Raw genomic sequence first — 13,563 nt, forward strand, 5'->3', positions numbered from 1 at the left:
CGGGTACGGGGTTCGGCACGGGGGTGGAAAGTCTTGCCATTCCGGGTGCGGCGAGTGGCGTTCGCGAATCGGGCAATTGGCTAGGAATTGCTGGCCCCGTGTTCGGTGCGGCGGGTCCGGCTCCACGCTTTCCCATCGCTGTTCGGGCCATTTCCGCGCGCTCTCGGCCGAGTGATCTCCCCTGGTCGGACGCCGATTTTGCCAAGATCAGGTCATCGTTCCCGCGGCATTCCCGGCGGTGTTTCGGGGCGGCTTCGCCGGGCAGTGCGAATTGATGATGATCTCCACCGGGCGGGTGGAAGCGATGGTGAGCATCGAGGGGGATGGAAGACCATGATCGAGGGTCCGTCATGAACGCGCCGCCGGAGCTCGGGCTCGACCTGCTCGGCATCGAGGCGGAGACGTTCGCGGCGACGCCGACGCTGAACCTGCGGGTCGGCCTGCGGCGGCTGGACGGCGGGCCCGTCCAGTGCGTCCTGCTCACCACGACCGTGACGATCGCGGCGTCGCGCCGCTCCTACGACGACGCCGAGCGGGAGCGGCTCGCCGGCGTGTTCGGCGAGCCGGACGTGTGGGACAGGTCGCTGCACGGCCTGACGTGGGGGCGCATCGGGGCGACCGTGCCGACGTTCCGCGGTGACGCGGAGGTGACGCTCGCGCTTGCGTGCGGGCACGACATGCAGGTCGCCGCCGACCGCTACCTGCACGCGCTCCGCGGCGGCGACGTGCCGCTCGACCTCACCTTCAACGGCACCGTGTTCTATCCGGGCGAGGACGGCCGGCTGCGCACCGGCCAGATCCCGTGGCACCACGAGGCCACCGGGCGCCTCCCCGTCCAGACGTGGCGGGACCTCATGGACCGCTACTACGGGGCCGCCCGCTGGCTCCGCCTGGACGACGACTGCTTCGCCCGCCTGGCCGCCTACCGGGCGCGGCGGGCGCACTCGTCCTTCGACGACACGGTCGACGAGCTGCTTCGCAGGGCGGAGATGCTGCGGGACGACCGGGAGCTGCGCGGGGAGGAAGAGTGGACCGCGTAAGGGCCGTCGCCGACGTGGTCCTCTACGAGGGCCATCAGCTCTGGCCTTCCCGGCGCTCCGCGCAGGGCCGCGGGCGGAGGTGGACCATAGGCGGCGTCTACCCGCGCCCCTACGCGGAAGCGGCCGGCGACCCATGGACGGTCTGCGCCGAGTTCCTCCTGGAAGGCTCGCCCGACGCGGACGTGGAGGTCACGCTCAGGTTCCTGCACGCGGTGCACCGCCAGGCCATGGACGGCGGCGTCCCGGTGGACGAGGTCAGCACCGGGGACGGCACGCACGAGACCCGCCAGGAGGCGCGCGAGCGCGAGATCACCGGCGGCCGGGTCCCCGTGGCGCGGCTGCTGCGCTCGCCCGTGCGGGTCCCGGTCGCGGTCGCGGCGGGCACGGACGAGGAGGAGCTCGGCGGCGGGGCCCGGTTCATGCGCCTGTGGCACCGGGTGGACGGGACGGTCGAGATCTCCGCCGCCGAGGCCGGGGACGGCGTCGTCCGGCTGCGGGTCGAGGTCGTCAACACCGGCCGCGGCGAGGACCGCGACGAGGCCGTCCACGCGGGCATGATGTGCGCCCACGTGGTCGTGCGGGCGCGCGGCGGGGCGTTCGTCTCGCCGGGCGGTCCGCCCGAGCGGCTGGCGGAGGCCGCGGCGGAGTGCGCGAGCGACGGGCTGTGGCCGGTGCTCGCGGGCGCGCCGGGCCGCTACGACACCGTCCTCGCCGCACCGGTCGTCCTCTACGACTGGCCGCAGGTCGCGCCGGAGGGCACCCCGTTCGACGGCACCGAGGCCGGACGGCTGCTCGTCCTCAGCGTGCTCAGCCTCAGCGAGGAGGAGCGGCGGGAGATGGCCGCCTCCGATCCGCGGGCGGCGGAGTTCCTGGAGCGCTGCGCCGCCGCTGAGGCGCTCATTGGAAGGGACGCCCGGTGACGCGGTCCTACCCCGGGGCACGGTCCGGCGCGCTGCTCGTCGCGGGCATCGGGAACGTGTTCAACGGCGACGGCGGCTTCGGCGTGGAGGTCGCCCGGCGGCTCCGGAGGCGGCCGCTGCCGGAGGGCGTGGACGTCACCGACTTCGGCATCCGGAGCACCGACCTCATGTACGCGCTCGGCGCGGACTACCGGACGGTGGTCCTGGTCGAGGCGGCGGCGCGCGGCCTCGTGCCCGGCACCGTCTCGCTCGTCGAGCCGGTCGGCGGCCTCGGCGACGCCGGGCACCCGCTGGACCCGGTGCGGCTGGCCAGGGAGGACGGCAGGGTCCCGGCCCGGACCCTGCTCGTCGCGTGCGAGCCGGCGGAGCGGGCCGCGCACCCCCCGTGGGAGATGACGCTCAGCCGGCCGGTCGCCGCCGCCGTGGCCGAGGCCGTCCGGCTGGTCGAGATGCTCGTCGTCCGGGAGACCGGGCGGCTGCTCGCCGGGACGCCCGCGTGAGCGACCGAAGGGGGAGAGGCATGCGGAAGGGGATGCGCATCGGCCCGGACGCGCTCCGGACGATCATCGCGCTGTTCGTGCTCGCGGTGATCGTCGGGCTCGTCCGGGACACGCCGGTCCTGCGCCGGTACCTGAGGGCCGGACCGTGAGGGCCGGACCGGGCGGTGCCGGCCGATGACCGTGACCGAGGTGTTCCGGCGCCGGGCCGAACCCGCCGCCGCGCTCGCCGGGGAGGCCGGGACCATCGCCGCCGCCTGCCACGCGATGGCGGCGCGGTTCCACCGCGGGGGACGGCTGTTCACGTTCGGGACCGGCGGCGCGGCCACCGACGCCCAGCACGTGGCGGTCGAGTTCGTCCACCCGGTGATCGTGGGGAAGCGGGCGCTGCCCGCGCTGTCGCTCACCGGGGACGTCGCGACCCTCACCGGCGTCGGCGCGGGCGCCGGCTTCGACGAGATCTTCGCGCACCAGCTCCGCTGCTTCGGCGGCCCGGACGACATGGCGCTCGGCATCTCGCCGGACGGCCGGTGCGGGAGCGTCCGGCGCGCGCTGGCGACCGCCCGCGACCTCGGGATGCTCACGGTCGCGCTGGCGGGCGGCGACGGGGGCCAGCTCGTCGGGGCGGCCGACCACCTGGTCACGGTGCCGTCCGCCGATCCGCGCGTCGTGAAGGAAGTGCACGTCACGGCCTACCACGTGCTCTGGGAACTGGTCCACGTGTTCTTGGAGCAGCCGGACGTGCTGACCGGGGAGGACGGCCCATGACGACATCCGAGGCACGGGGGGACTGCGTCGGCGACCACTGCGTGACCTGCTCGGACGAGGCCGTCCCCGTGCGGATCCTGCGCATCGGGGACGACGGCCTCGCGGAGGTCGACACCGGGGACGGGCGGGTCGAGCAGGTCAGCGTGGCGCTGGTGGACGCCGCGGTCGGCGACACCGTCCTCGTCCACGCCAAAGAGGCCATCGGAGTCGTGCGATGACCGGCATGCAGCAGCTCTATCCGTTCCTGTACGCGGGCGGTCCCGGGCTGGACGTCCTCGTGGCCGACGTCCGCCGCTCGACCGCCGAGAAGGCGGCCGACATCGCCCGGCTGCGCGAGTCCGTCCTGGAGGAGTACGGGGAGGCCCTCGCGGTCTGCGCCGCCCGGATGGCGGACGCGTTCCGCGCCGGCGGGCGGCTCTTCACGTTCGGTAACGGCGGCAGCTCGACCGACGCGCAGGACGTCGCCGCGCTGTTCCTCAACCCGGGCGACGCCGGGCGGCCGCTGCCCGCGCTGGCCCTCACGACGGACGTCGCGGTGGTGACGGCGCTGTCCAACGACATCGGGTTCGAGGTGGTGTTCGCGCGGCAGCTCGCCGCGTTCGGGCGGCCGGGCGACATCGCGCTCGCGCTGTCCACGAGCGGGAACTCCGACAACCTGATCGCCGCGCTGCGGGAGGCGGCGCGGCGCGGCATGCTCACCGTCGGCCTCGCCGGCTACACCGGCGGCCAGATGGCCGAGGAGCCCGCGTTCTCCGACGGGCGGCACCACCTGTTCGTGGTGCCGTCGTCGTCCGTGCACCGCATCCAGGAGGCGCAGACGACGATCTACCACGCCCTTTGGGAACTCACGCAGGCGGAACTGGACCGGGAGGCCCGCTGATGTGCCTGGCGATACCTGGCGAGATCGTGGAGATCATGGCGGACCGCCCGCTGGCGACGGTCGACGTCACCGGCGTCCGGCGCTCGGTCAACATCGGCCTGCTCGACCGGGAGGCGCTCGCCGCCGGCGACTGGGTGCTCATCCATGTCGGCTTCGCCATGTCGAAGATCGACGAGGCGGAGGCGATGGCCACGCTGCGGATGCTCGAAGGGCTCGGCGAGGCCTACGACGACGAGATCGACGCACTGCGGGAATCGAGGATCGACTGATGCGCTTCGTCGACGAGTACCGGGACGCGGACAAGGCGCGGACCCTCGCGGCCTCCATCGCCTCCCTGTGCGAGCCAGGCCGCCAGTACAAGTTCATGGAGGTGTGCGGGGGCCACACCCACACCATCTACAAGCACGGGATAGAGGACTACCTGCCCGAGAACATCTCGCTCGTGCACGGCCCAGGCTGTCCCGTGTGCGTGATCCCGATGGGACGGGTGGACGACGCCATCCACATCGCGTCCCAGCCGGACGTCATCATGACGTCCTTCGGGGACATGATGCGGGTACCGGGCGGGGACGGCTCCTTCTTCGATGCCAAGGCCGCTGGGGCCGACATCCGGATGGTGTACTCGCCCCTGGACGCGCTGAAGATCGCCCAGCGGAACCCCGACCGGCGCGTCGTCTTCATGGGGATCGGGTTCGAGACCACCGCGCCGTCCACCGCGATGACCGTGCTGCGTGCGGCGGCGCAGGGCATCGAGAACTTCTCGGTCTTCAACAACCACGTGACGATCCTCCCGGCGATCAAGGCGATCCTCGACTCGCCGGACCTGCGGCTGGACGGCTTCATCGGCCCCGGCCACGTCTCGACCGTCATCGGCTGCCGCCCGTACTCGTTCATCACCGGCGACTACGGGAAGCCGCTGGTCGTCGCGGGCTTCGAGCCGCTGGACCTGCTCCAGTCGGTGCACATGCTGCTGGCGCAGCTCGCGGCGGGACGCTCCGAGGTCGAGAACCAGTACGGCCGGGTCGTCCCGTGGGACGGCAACGCCAAGGCGCTGCAGGTCATCGGGCAGACCATGGAGCCCCGCCCCTACTTCGAGTGGCGCGGCCTCGGCTTCATCTCGCACTCCGCGCTCCGCTTCCGGGACGAGTACGCGGCCTACGACGCCGAGAGCGTCTTCGACATCCCGGGCGGGCGGGTCGCCGACCCGAAGGCGTGCCAGTGCGGCGAGGTGCTGAAGGGCGTCCTCAAGCCTTGGGAGTGCAAGGTCTTCGGGACGGCCTGCACGCCGGAGACGCCGATCGGCACCTGCATGGTCTCCTCCGAGGGCGCCTGCGCCGCGTACTACAACTTCGGCCGCTTCACCCGCGAGCGCGTCAAGGAGGCGACACGGTGACCGAACGCGACACTGTGCCGGGACGCGGCACTGTGCCCGGACGCGTGACGATCCGCGAGGAGCAGGTGCTCGAACGCATCGAGCGCGCCCGGTCCCGCAAGGCCCGCCTCCGCGAGGACGCCATCACGCTCGCGCACGGCTCCGGCGGCAAGGCCACCCACACCCTGATCGAGGCCGTGTTCCGCGAGGCGTTCGACAACCCGCACCTGGACCGCCTGGACGACTCCGCCCACCTCACCGTGAACGGGACGCGGCTCGCCTTCACCACCGACTCCTACGTCGTGTCGCCGCTGTTCTTCCCCGGCGGCGACATCGGCGACCTGGCCGTCAACGGGACCGTCAACGACCTCGCCGTCTCCGGCGCGACGCCGCTGCACCTCTCGGCCGGGTTCATCCTCGAAGAGGGCTTCCCGGTCGCCGACCTGCGCCGCATCACCGAGTCGATGAGCCGGGCCGCCGAGGCCGCCGGCGTGGACATCGTCACGGGCGACACCAAGGTCGTCGAGCGGGGCAAGGCCGACGGCTGCTACATCAACACCGCCGGGGTGGGCCTCGCGCACGCCGCCGGCGCCGAGGTCCGGCCGGGGGACGCGGTCCTCGTCACCGGCCCGATCGGCGAGCACGGCGTCACGATCATGCTGGCGCGCGGCGAACTCGACATCGAGGCCGACCTGGCGTCCGACACCGCGCCGCTGAACTGCCTGCTCGCGGAGGTCCGCGACGCCTGCCCCGGTACCGTCCGCCGCATGCGCGACGCCACCCGCGGCGGTGTCGCGACCGTCCTCAACGAGCTGGCCTCCGACGCCGGCGCGGCCGTGGTGGTGGACGAGTCCGCCGTCCCCGTGCGGCCCGCTGTCCGCGGCGCCTGCGAGCTGCTCGGCATCGATCCGATGTACGTGGCCTGCGAGGGCCGCGCGGTGATCGTCGTCGCCCCGGAGGCCGCGGACGCCGCCCTGGCCGCGCTGCGCCGGCACCCGCTCGGCGCGGACGCCGCGGTCATCGGGCACGTGCGCGACGACCCGCCCGGTCTCGTCCTGCTGAAGACGGTCTTCGGCGGGACCCGCATCGTCGACCTCCTGGTGGGCGACCCGCTGCCCCGCATCTGCTGACCGCGTCCCCGCGCCGGAAGATCGAACCCGACGGAACCCGCACCGGGTGCGCGCCGTCACAGTTCCGATTCGATCACCTTCGTCCCCGTGCGGGGGTCCGGCATGGGTCGTGCCGATGCGCGGGGCGTCCAGCAGCCAGAGGGTCGCCACCATGAGAAGCAGCCAGCCCGAGACCGCCCGGCGGCACGGGCGCGCCAGGATCACCGCGGCTTCGGCCGCCATCGCCGCGATGGGACTGTTCGGGTCGGGGTGCGCGATACCGAACTTCACCACCGAATCGCGGCCCACCCGCGAGCTCCCGCCGCCCCCGGACCCTCCGACGCCGGATCTCTCGACGCCGGAGCTCCCGCAGAGCACGCTCACCGGCAGCTGGCGCGGCACCTACAGGTGCCCGCAGGGGCTCATGCAGCTGAACCTCACCCTCGTCCAAAGGTCGAGCGGAGCGGTCAGCGGCATCTTCCGCTTCGCTCCCGCGCCCGGCAATTCCGATGGGCTGTCGGGCTCGTTCACCCTGCGGGGGCACGTCACCGGCAGTTCGCTGGCTCTGCGCGGTGACTCCTGGCTCAGCAGGCCGGGCGCCTATGAAATGGTCTCGCTGAGCGCGCGGCTGCCGTCCGCCGATCCCGACCGGATCCAGGGCATCATTCAGAGCCCGGGATGCGGCACGTTCACCGTCCGGCGGCGCTGAAGCCCTCCTATGCGGCGGAACGCCCCCGCCGCCGGGTGCGGCGGCGGAGGCGGCCGGGCGCTTCTGATGACCTACGGGGTGAAGTCGCCGGGGCGCCGGGGTCAGGGCCGCAGGACGTACTTGCCGCGCACGCCGCCCTCCGCGACCGCGCGGTGGACGCCGGCGACCTCGTCCAGCGGCACGACCGCGTGCACCCGCACCGGCAGGCGGCCGCTCGCGGCGGCGCCGAGCAGCTCGGCGAGCCGGGCGCCGTCGGCCCGCACGTCCAGCACGCGGACGGTGACGCCGCGCTCCTCCGGCGGCGCGGCGTTCGGCAGCACGCCGACGAAGACGCCGCCGTCGCGGACCAGCGCGATGCCCCTGTCCTGGAGCGTGGCGGCGTCGGCGACCGCGTCCCAGCCGGGCGTCGCCTCCCGGGTGAAGTCGACGCCGAGGCCGCGCACGAACTTCTCGTCCCCGGTGCGGGCCAGGCCGGTGACGCGCCAGCCGCGCTCCTGGGCGAGCACGGCGGCGTTCGCGCCGACCGCGCCGGCGGCCCCGGTCACCAGCAGGCTCCGGCCCTCCCCGTCCCCGAGCAGGTCGACGAGCCGGGCCGCGGCCAGCGCGTTGAGCGGGACCGCCGCCGCCGTGGTCAGGTCGAGGCCCTCGGGGACGAGGGCGAGGTCGTCCACCGGGATGACCAGCTGCTCGGCGTAGGTCCCGAAGTCGCGGTCGAAGCCGGGGAGGATCCCCGCGACGCGGCTGCCCACCGGGAACCGCGCGTCCGGGCCGGCGGCGGCGACGGTCCCGGCGAAGTCCCAGCCGAGGCCGACGTGGCCGGTCCGCTCGATCAGCCCGATCTCGTGGAAGAACCCGGACACGACCGCCAGGTCGACGGGGTTGACCGCGGCGCCCGCGATCTCGACGCGCACCTCGCCGGGCCCCGGCTCGGTGCGGGGCACCTCGATGATCTCGATCGGGTCGGGGCCGCCCGGATCGCGGACGACGGCGGTACGGAAAGTGGTCGACATGGTCGCCTCCCATGGAGATGTCTGTCCTGTTCCTCCACAATGGAGGGGTAGCTCTCCATCGGGAAGAACGCACCTGGAAGTGCGTAGCTCACCGCGCGGTAGGAAGGAGCGGTCGATGCCGACGAGGACGGCGGCCCAGAAGCGGGCCGAGGCGAAGATGGAGTACGACGCGTTCCTGGCGCAATGCCCCAGCCGGCAGCTCCTCGACCGGATCTCCGACAAGTGGGTCGCGCTGGTCCTCGCCGCGCTCGGCGGCGACGACCCGTACCCTGGGGACGACCGTGTCGGAGAGCCGCGGCCGATGCGCTACTCCGAGCTGGCTCGGCGGCTGGCCGGGGTCAGCCAGAAGATGCTCACCCAGACGCTCCGCTCCCTGGAGCGCGACGGCCTGGTCACCCGCTCGGTGGCCCCGACCGTGCCGGTCACGGTCACCTACGAGCTGACCGGCCTCGGGCTCTCGCTCCACGCGGCGATCCGCGGCATCAAGATCTGGGCGGAGACGCACATGGACGAGGTGATCGCGAACCGGGCGCAGTACGACGCCCCGGGGGAGAACTGAAGGTCAGCCGGCCATCGCGGCGAGGCGGCGGGCCAGCCGCGCGGCGGCGTCCCGCAGCTCCGGCGGCTCCAGCACCTCGGCGGCGAAGCCCAGCCGGGCGATGTGCATGGCGAGCCAGTCCAGGTCGTCGCCGCCGACGCTGAGCACGCACCACCCGTCGCGGTCGTCCTCGACCCGTCCCACCTGGGGCGGGACCAGTTCGCGCACCCGGCCGGACGGGGCGTGCAGCCGCACCCGCGCGAGATGCCGGTACGGCGCGGCGGTCACCGAGCGCTGCACGTAGGCGACCGGGTCGGGATGCTCCCGCGGCCGGAAATGCCAGGTCGTCGCCGTCACGTCGCGCATCCGGTCCAGCCGGAACGTGCGCCAGTCGCCGCGGCCGGTGTCCCAGGCCATCAGGTACCAGCGGCGGGCGGTGGCGACCATCCGCACCGGCTCGACGGTCCGCTCGCGCTCCCCGCCGCCGCGGGCCGCGTACCGGAACCGCACCCGCACGGCGTCGCGGCAGGCCCGCGCGAGCGTCACCAGCACCTCCGCGTCGACCTCGACCCCGGGGCCGACGAGGGTCTCGGTGGCGCCGTGCACGGCCCGCACCTCGGCGCGCAGCCGGGGCGGCATCACCTGGTCGAGCTTGCTGAGCGCCCGCAGCGCCGCCTCCCCGGCGCCGGCGACCGTCCCCCCGGAAGCCATCCGCAGCGACACCGCCGTCGCGATGGCCTCGTCGTCGTCCAGCAGCAGCGGCGGCAGCCGGGTGCCCGCGCCGAGCCGGTACCCGCCGCCCACCCCCGACGCCGCGTGCACCGGGTAGCCGAGGGCGCGCAGCCGCTCCACGTCCCGCCGCACCGACCGGTCGGTGACGCCCAGCTCGGCGGCGAGCTCGGCGGCGGTCCAGGACGACCGGCGCTGCAGCAGCCCCAGCAGCCGCAGGACCCGCTCGGTCGTCGCCTCGACACTCACGCGCCCAGCGTCCCACAGATCACGGAAGGATCCTGTCCGCGATATCGGGCAGGCTGCACCCATGAGCGACCTGAAGTGGAACCCGATCCTGCGGGACCAGCTCTCCTGGCACTGGACGAACCAGTTGCGCCCCCGCCTCGACGGGCTCACCGACGAGGAGTACTTCTGGGAGCCGGCACCCGGATGCTGGAGCGTCCGCCCGCGCGGTACCGGCACCGCGCCGGTGCAGGCCGGCTCCGGGACGATGACCATCGACTTCGCGATGCCGCCGCCCGACCCGCCGCCGTTCACCACGGTCGCCTGGCGGCTCGCCCACGTCATCGTGGGCGTCCTCGCCATGCGCAACGCGTCCCACTTCGGCCGCGCGCCCACCGACTACCAGGCGTTCGAGTACGCCGAGACCGCCGACGAGGCGCTCGCCCAGCTGGACGCCGAGTACGCGACGTGGCTGGCCGGAGTGGAGTCCCTCGGCGAGGCGGGCCTCGCCCGCCCGTGCGGGGAGGCCGAGGGCCCGTACGCCGCGGACCCCATGGCGCGGCTCGTCCTGCACATCAACCGGGAGCTGGTCCACCACCTGTCCGAGGTGTGCCTGCTCCGCGACCTCTACCTGCACAGGGAGACCCGATGACTCGCGACGTACAGATCACCTTCGACTGCGCCGACCCGGCCGCGCTGTCCGCGTTCTGGGCCGAGGCCCTCGGCTACGAGTTGCAGAAGCCGCCCGGCGACTTCACGTCGTGGGACGAGGCACTGGAGGCGTTCGGCGTCCCGCCCGAGAACCGCAACGACGCCTCCGGGGTCGTCGACCCCGCGGGCTCCGGCCCCCGCCTGTTCTTCCAGCGGGTACCGGAGGGCAAGCAGGCGAAGAACCGCGTCCACCTGGACCTGCGGGCCGCGCCCGGCCTGGAGGGCGAGGACCGCATGCAGGCCCTTGAAGCGGAGGCCGAACGCCTCGTCTCCCACGGAGCCACCCGCGTCCAGCGCTTCGAGCCCGCACCGCCGATGCAGTTCGGCCACATCGTGATGACCGACCCGGAAGGCAATGAATTCTGCCTCGACTGAGCGTTCCGGGGGGGATGGTTAGGATCGCCGGGATGCGACAGAATCGTCCGGCCCGTGGGTAAGGCCCGCACGCTCGCCCAGGTGTACCGGCGCTTCGGTGAAGCGGACACCGCCGGATCATCGCCGCTGTACGGGCGCGTCGCCGTCGCCTTGAGCGAATCGGACGAGGCCCTGCGCGCGATCGAGGCGGCACCGGCGCGCAAGCGGCATCCCGCGCTGATCCTCGCCGCGCTGCACGACCTCGCCCTCGCCGGGCGCGCCCCGGCGCTGGCGGCGGCCTACGAGGCCGCGGACGGCGCCGTCGCGGCCGACGCGGCGATCGGCACGCTTCTGAGCATGACCGACGAGGTGGCGGCCATCGCCGCGCGCCGCAGGCCCCGGACCGGCGAGACCGGACGTCACGCCGTCCTGTATCCGGCCGTCGCCGAGGCGGCGCACCGGGTGGGCGCGAGCGCGGTCGGACTGATCGACGTGGGGTGTTCGGCCGGGTTCAACCTCAACGTCGATCGCGTCGGCATCGCCTACGGCGACGGTCGATCGCTGGGCGACCCGTCGTCTCCGGTGCAGGTCTCGGCTTCCATGGTGGGGGAGCGCCCCGTCCCGGAGCGGGCGATGCCCGAGGTCGTCGCCCGCGTCGGCGTCGACCCCGACCCGGTCGACGTGACCGACGCGGGCGAGGCCCGCTGGCTGCGCGCCTGCGTGCCGCCGGACCGGCCGGAGCAGATGGCGCGGCTCGCAGCGGAGACGGCACTGGCGGCGGCGGCCCCGCCGGTGCTGCTGCAAGGCGACGCCATCGAGGTGCTGACCGAAGCCTTCGCCCGAGTGCCTCCGGACGCCCTGCCCGTGGTCACCACCACATGGGCGCTGTCGGACCTCCCGCTCGAAGGCCGCCTGCGCTTCCTCCACCGCCTCGACGAGACGGCGGCGCACCGGCCGGTGGCGTGGGTGTCGGCGGAGGGCGTCGGCGTCGCGCCGGCGATACCGACCTTCGGCGACCGCCGCGCCTCCGGCCACAGCATCATCGGCCTGGCGCTGCTCGATCACTCGACCGTCCGCACCGAGGCGGTCGGCCGCTGCTGGTCCCGCGGCCGGCTGCTGTCCTGGCTGACCGGCTCCTAGCCCGAGCGATGCGGGCCGCCCGGTGACGGACGGCCCGCATGGTCGCGCCGGCGGGGTCAGAACCTGCCGGCCTTGACGTCGGCGACCGTGACCCGGGACGAGTGGTAGTAGACCGTCCTGGACGCCGCGTTCGGGGCCCTGTCGGTCAAGGCGACGGGGCGGCCGGTGGCCGCGTCGATGACCAGCGTCTCGACGAACCTCCCGTTCGCGGGCCAGCTGTCCGTGACCGTGAGGGTGGGCCGTCCGGCGGTGCTGGTCTCGGTGACCTCGACCCGCGGCATCGTCGCCATGATCCGGAGCACTCCGGCCCGGACCTGGGGGTTCTCCGGTGCGGCGATCAGCGCGTCGATGCTGTTCGACCAGATGTGGTTGTCGGTGATCTGCTTCTTCTGCTCGGCGGTCAGCGGTTTCGGCGGCACGTACTCCTCGCCCCGCTCCTTGGCCGCCCTCTTGAGCCTTTCCGCCCTCTCCTTCTCCAGGTCGGGCTGCTCGCCCGGGGCCAGGGTGCCGGCGGCCATCCGCTCGCGCGCGGTGCCGATGTCGCCCTTCACGGCGTGGAGCGCCACCGCTATCGGACCCTTGAAGAAGCCGTCGCCCCGGTTCTCGACGACGGCCTTCCGGAGGGCCTTCCTGTCGTTCCCCCAGTAGTAGGTGCCGTCGTCGGTGAACAGCCCGATGCCGTGGTCGCCCAGCGCGTCGCTGGTCGGGGACTGGTTGCGGATCTCCAGCGTCGCGTCGCCCGGCATCTCGGGCCGCAGCGGCGCGTTGTCCGCCACCAGCCTGGCCAGGATCGGGTTCCCGGACGCCGAAGCAGGCGACTCGCCGGGCGCGGGCGCGGACGTGAGGGACAGCCCCAGCGCCACGGCCGCCGCGGCGGCGACCAGGGCACCGGCGCCGAGGACCGCCGTCCGGCGCCCGCCCCACCGGCCCCGGCCCCGGGGCGCGGGCGCCCCGGCCGGCCGCGTCTCCGGCACCTCCTCCTCGGCGATCGCCGCCCGCAGCACCGCCCTCGCCTCGTCGAAGGCGCGCGGCCGTACCGGCTCGGTGTCCCCGAGCCCCTTCAGCAGGTCCATCTCATCGACCATCAGTTGGCCTCCTTCAGTGCGTCGTGACCGGCGAGCAGGGCCATGCCGGGTGCGTTCCGCAGCGCCGTGCGCGCCTCGTGCAGGTGGCGGCGCGCGGTTCCCGGCGGTATCCCGATCGCCCGGCCCGCGTCGGCGACGGTCAGGTCCTCCCAGGCGACGAGGGTGAGGATCTCCCGCTGCTGCGGCCGGAGCGTCGCCAGCGCGCGCCGCAGCACCGATTCGGCGTCCACGCGGTCGTCCACGGCGGACCACGGGTCCCACCCGGACGCCATGCCGGTCATGTCCGCCAGCGGCTCCTCGGCCGGACGGGACCGCCAGTGCCGCCGCAGCGTGTTGTGCGCCACGCCGAACAGCCACGGCCGGGCGTCGGGGAACGAGCGGTCGTAGGCGCCGCGGGACTTGAACGCCGCCACCCACACCTCACCGAGCAGGTCCTCGGCCTGCGCCCGCCCTGCCCGCCGCGCGAGGTACGCCCC

General features: G+C 73.9%; 19 protein-coding genes. 15 read left to right on the forward strand and 4 right to left on the reverse strand.

The window, feature by feature from the left end; translation table 11 throughout:
* Nucleotides 1-350 precede the first annotated feature (350 nt).
* The 11 genes from E1266_RS28440 (at nt 351) to E1266_RS28485 (ending at nt 7,295) form a co-directional block, all read left to right on the forward strand.
* Nucleotides 351-1,040 carry a DUF6084 family protein gene (locus E1266_RS28440; RefSeq protein ID WP_132052207.1) on the forward strand — a complete coding sequence of 230 codons (690 nt, stop codon included), beginning with the start codon at nt 351-353 and terminating at the stop codon, nt 1,038-1,040.
* The gene (locus E1266_RS28445; protein ID WP_132052209.1) at nt 1,028-1,960 is read left to right on the forward strand and encodes a hypothetical protein; all 933 of its coding nucleotides are present in this window, start codon (nt 1,028-1,030) and stop codon (nt 1,958-1,960) included. Before E1266_RS28440 ends, E1266_RS28445 begins: the two co-directional genes overlap by 13 nt.
* Nucleotides 1,957-2,460, forward strand: a complete 504-nt coding sequence (locus E1266_RS28450; RefSeq protein WP_243718992.1) for a hydrogenase maturation protease — start codon at nt 1,957-1,959, stop codon at nt 2,458-2,460. Before E1266_RS28445 ends, E1266_RS28450 begins: the two co-directional genes overlap by 4 nt.
* A gap of 20 nt (nt 2,461-2,480) precedes the next feature.
* The gene (locus tag E1266_RS39945; RefSeq protein WP_279436355.1) at nt 2,481-2,609 is read left to right on the forward strand and encodes a hypothetical protein; all 129 of its coding nucleotides are present in this window, start codon (nt 2,481-2,483) and stop codon (nt 2,607-2,609) included.
* 25 nt (nt 2,610-2,634) lie between these two features.
* Nucleotides 2,635-3,225, forward strand: coding sequence for an SIS domain-containing protein (locus E1266_RS28455; protein ID WP_132052211.1), 591 nt, complete (start codon nt 2,635-2,637; stop codon nt 3,223-3,225).
* Nucleotides 3,222-3,443, forward strand: coding sequence for a HypC/HybG/HupF family hydrogenase formation chaperone (locus tag E1266_RS28460; RefSeq protein WP_132052213.1), 222 nt, complete (start codon nt 3,222-3,224; stop codon nt 3,441-3,443). The genes E1266_RS28455 and E1266_RS28460 overlap by 4 nt, the downstream gene beginning before the upstream one ends.
* Nucleotides 3,440-4,105, forward strand: a complete 666-nt coding sequence (locus E1266_RS28465) for an SIS domain-containing protein (protein WP_132052215.1) — start codon at nt 3,440-3,442, stop codon at nt 4,103-4,105. Before E1266_RS28460 ends, E1266_RS28465 begins: the two co-directional genes overlap by 4 nt.
* Nucleotides 4,105-4,374 carry a HypC/HybG/HupF family hydrogenase formation chaperone gene (locus tag E1266_RS28470; RefSeq protein ID WP_132052217.1) on the forward strand — a complete coding sequence of 90 codons (270 nt, stop codon included), beginning with the start codon at nt 4,105-4,107 and terminating at the stop codon, nt 4,372-4,374. Before E1266_RS28465 ends, E1266_RS28470 begins: the two co-directional genes overlap by 1 nt.
* Entirely contained in the window at nt 4,374-5,498 is a 1,125-nt protein-coding gene (gene hypD / locus E1266_RS28475; protein ID WP_132052219.1) for a hydrogenase formation protein HypD, read from the forward strand. The genes E1266_RS28470 and hypD overlap by 1 nt, the downstream gene beginning before the upstream one ends.
* Complete coding sequence (gene hypE, locus E1266_RS28480; RefSeq protein WP_279436356.1) at nt 5,495-6,607, forward strand: hydrogenase expression/formation protein HypE; 1,113 nt, start codon at nt 5,495-5,497, stop codon at nt 6,605-6,607. Before hypD ends, hypE begins: the two co-directional genes overlap by 4 nt.
* Before the next feature lie 151 nt (nt 6,608-6,758).
* Nucleotides 6,759-7,295, forward strand: coding sequence for a hypothetical protein (locus tag E1266_RS28485; protein ID WP_132052221.1), 537 nt, complete (start codon nt 6,759-6,761; stop codon nt 7,293-7,295).
* Between the two features lie 101 nt (nt 7,296-7,396).
* Here the strand turns inward: E1266_RS28485 and E1266_RS28490 are convergent, their stop codons facing one another.
* Entirely contained in the window at nt 7,397-8,305 is a 909-nt protein-coding gene (locus E1266_RS28490; RefSeq protein ID WP_132052223.1) for an NADP-dependent oxidoreductase, read from the reverse strand.
* A 115-nt stretch (nt 8,306-8,420) separates the two neighbouring features.
* Here E1266_RS28490 and E1266_RS28495 point away from each other — a divergent pair, with 115 nt between their 5' ends.
* Complete coding sequence (locus tag E1266_RS28495; protein WP_132052225.1) at nt 8,421-8,864, forward strand: helix-turn-helix domain-containing protein; 444 nt, start codon at nt 8,421-8,423, stop codon at nt 8,862-8,864.
* Between the two features lie 3 nt (nt 8,865-8,867).
* On the opposite strand, the gene E1266_RS28500 is transcribed toward E1266_RS28495, so the two are convergent.
* The gene (locus tag E1266_RS28500; RefSeq protein WP_243718994.1) at nt 8,868-9,821 is read right to left on the reverse strand and encodes a YafY family protein; all 954 of its coding nucleotides are present in this window, start codon (nt 9,819-9,821) and stop codon (nt 8,868-8,870) included.
* A 61-nt stretch (nt 9,822-9,882) separates the two neighbouring features.
* Between E1266_RS28500 and E1266_RS28505 the strand changes: the two genes are divergently transcribed.
* Genes E1266_RS28505 through E1266_RS28515 form a run of 3 tightly spaced genes read left to right on the forward strand, consistent with a single transcriptional unit; the run spans nt 9,883 to nt 12,002 of the window.
* Nucleotides 9,883-10,449: a DinB family protein gene (locus E1266_RS28505; protein ID WP_207945963.1), complete on the forward strand. Its 567-nt coding sequence runs from the start codon at nt 9,883-9,885 to the stop codon at nt 10,447-10,449.
* Nucleotides 10,446-10,883 (forward strand): VOC family protein, encoded by a 438-nt coding sequence (locus tag E1266_RS28510; protein WP_132052229.1) that lies wholly within the window; start codon nt 10,446-10,448, stop codon nt 10,881-10,883. Before E1266_RS28505 ends, E1266_RS28510 begins: the two co-directional genes overlap by 4 nt.
* Nucleotides 10,884-10,937: 54 nt before the next feature.
* The gene (locus E1266_RS28515; protein ID WP_132052231.1) at nt 10,938-12,002 is read left to right on the forward strand and encodes a DUF2332 domain-containing protein; all 1,065 of its coding nucleotides are present in this window, start codon (nt 10,938-10,940) and stop codon (nt 12,000-12,002) included.
* Between the two features lie 56 nt (nt 12,003-12,058).
* On the opposite strand, the gene E1266_RS28520 is transcribed toward E1266_RS28515, so the two are convergent.
* Both E1266_RS28520 and E1266_RS28525 read right to left on the reverse strand, forming a co-directional pair.
* Complete coding sequence (locus tag E1266_RS28520) at nt 12,059-13,087, reverse strand: hypothetical protein (RefSeq protein WP_132052233.1); 1,029 nt, start codon at nt 13,085-13,087, stop codon at nt 12,059-12,061.
* On the reverse strand, nt 13,087-13,563 hold a 477-nt coding region (locus E1266_RS28525), incomplete at its 5' end, for a sigma-70 family RNA polymerase sigma factor (RefSeq protein ID WP_132052235.1). The genes E1266_RS28525 and E1266_RS28520, both read right to left, overlap by 1 nt.

The sequence above is a fragment of the Actinomadura sp. 7K534 genome (assembly GCF_004348575.1).
GTDB lineage: Bacteria > Actinomycetota > Actinomycetes > Streptosporangiales > Streptosporangiaceae > Spirillospora > Spirillospora livida.

Bases quoted from the DNA above. Each gene is read 5' to 3' on its own strand.
- E1266_RS28440 (WP_132052207.1), top strand. From the start codon at position 351: ATGAACGCGCCGCCGGAGCTCGGGCTCGACCTGCTCGGCATCGAGGCG.
- E1266_RS39945 (WP_279436355.1), top strand. From the start codon at position 2,481: ATGCGGAAGGGGATGCGCATCGGCCCGGACGCGCTCCGGACGATCATC.
- E1266_RS28455 (WP_132052211.1), top strand. From the start codon at position 2,635: ATGACCGTGACCGAGGTGTTCCGGCGCCGGGCCGAACCCGCCGCCGCG.
- E1266_RS28460 (WP_132052213.1), top strand. From the start codon at position 3,222: ATGACGACATCCGAGGCACGGGGGGACTGCGTCGGCGACCACTGCGTG.
- E1266_RS28465 (WP_132052215.1), top strand. From the start codon at position 3,440: ATGACCGGCATGCAGCAGCTCTATCCGTTCCTGTACGCGGGCGGTCCC.
- E1266_RS28470 (WP_132052217.1), top strand. From the start codon at position 4,105: ATGTGCCTGGCGATACCTGGCGAGATCGTGGAGATCATGGCGGACCGC.
- hypD (WP_132052219.1), top strand. From the start codon at position 4,374: ATGCGCTTCGTCGACGAGTACCGGGACGCGGACAAGGCGCGGACCCTC.
- E1266_RS28485 (WP_132052221.1), top strand. From the start codon at position 6,759: ATGAGAAGCAGCCAGCCCGAGACCGCCCGGCGGCACGGGCGCGCCAGG.
- E1266_RS28490 (WP_132052223.1), bottom strand. From the start codon at position 8,305: ATGTCGACCACTTTCCGTACCGCCGTCGTCCGCGATCCGGGCGGCCCC.
- E1266_RS28495 (WP_132052225.1), top strand. From the start codon at position 8,421: ATGCCGACGAGGACGGCGGCCCAGAAGCGGGCCGAGGCGAAGATGGAG.
- E1266_RS28505 (WP_207945963.1), top strand. From the start codon at position 9,883: ATGAGCGACCTGAAGTGGAACCCGATCCTGCGGGACCAGCTCTCCTGG.
- E1266_RS28510 (WP_132052229.1), top strand. From the start codon at position 10,446: ATGACTCGCGACGTACAGATCACCTTCGACTGCGCCGACCCGGCCGCG.
- E1266_RS28520 (WP_132052233.1), bottom strand. From the start codon at position 13,087: ATGGTCGATGAGATGGACCTGCTGAAGGGGCTCGGGGACACCGAGCCG.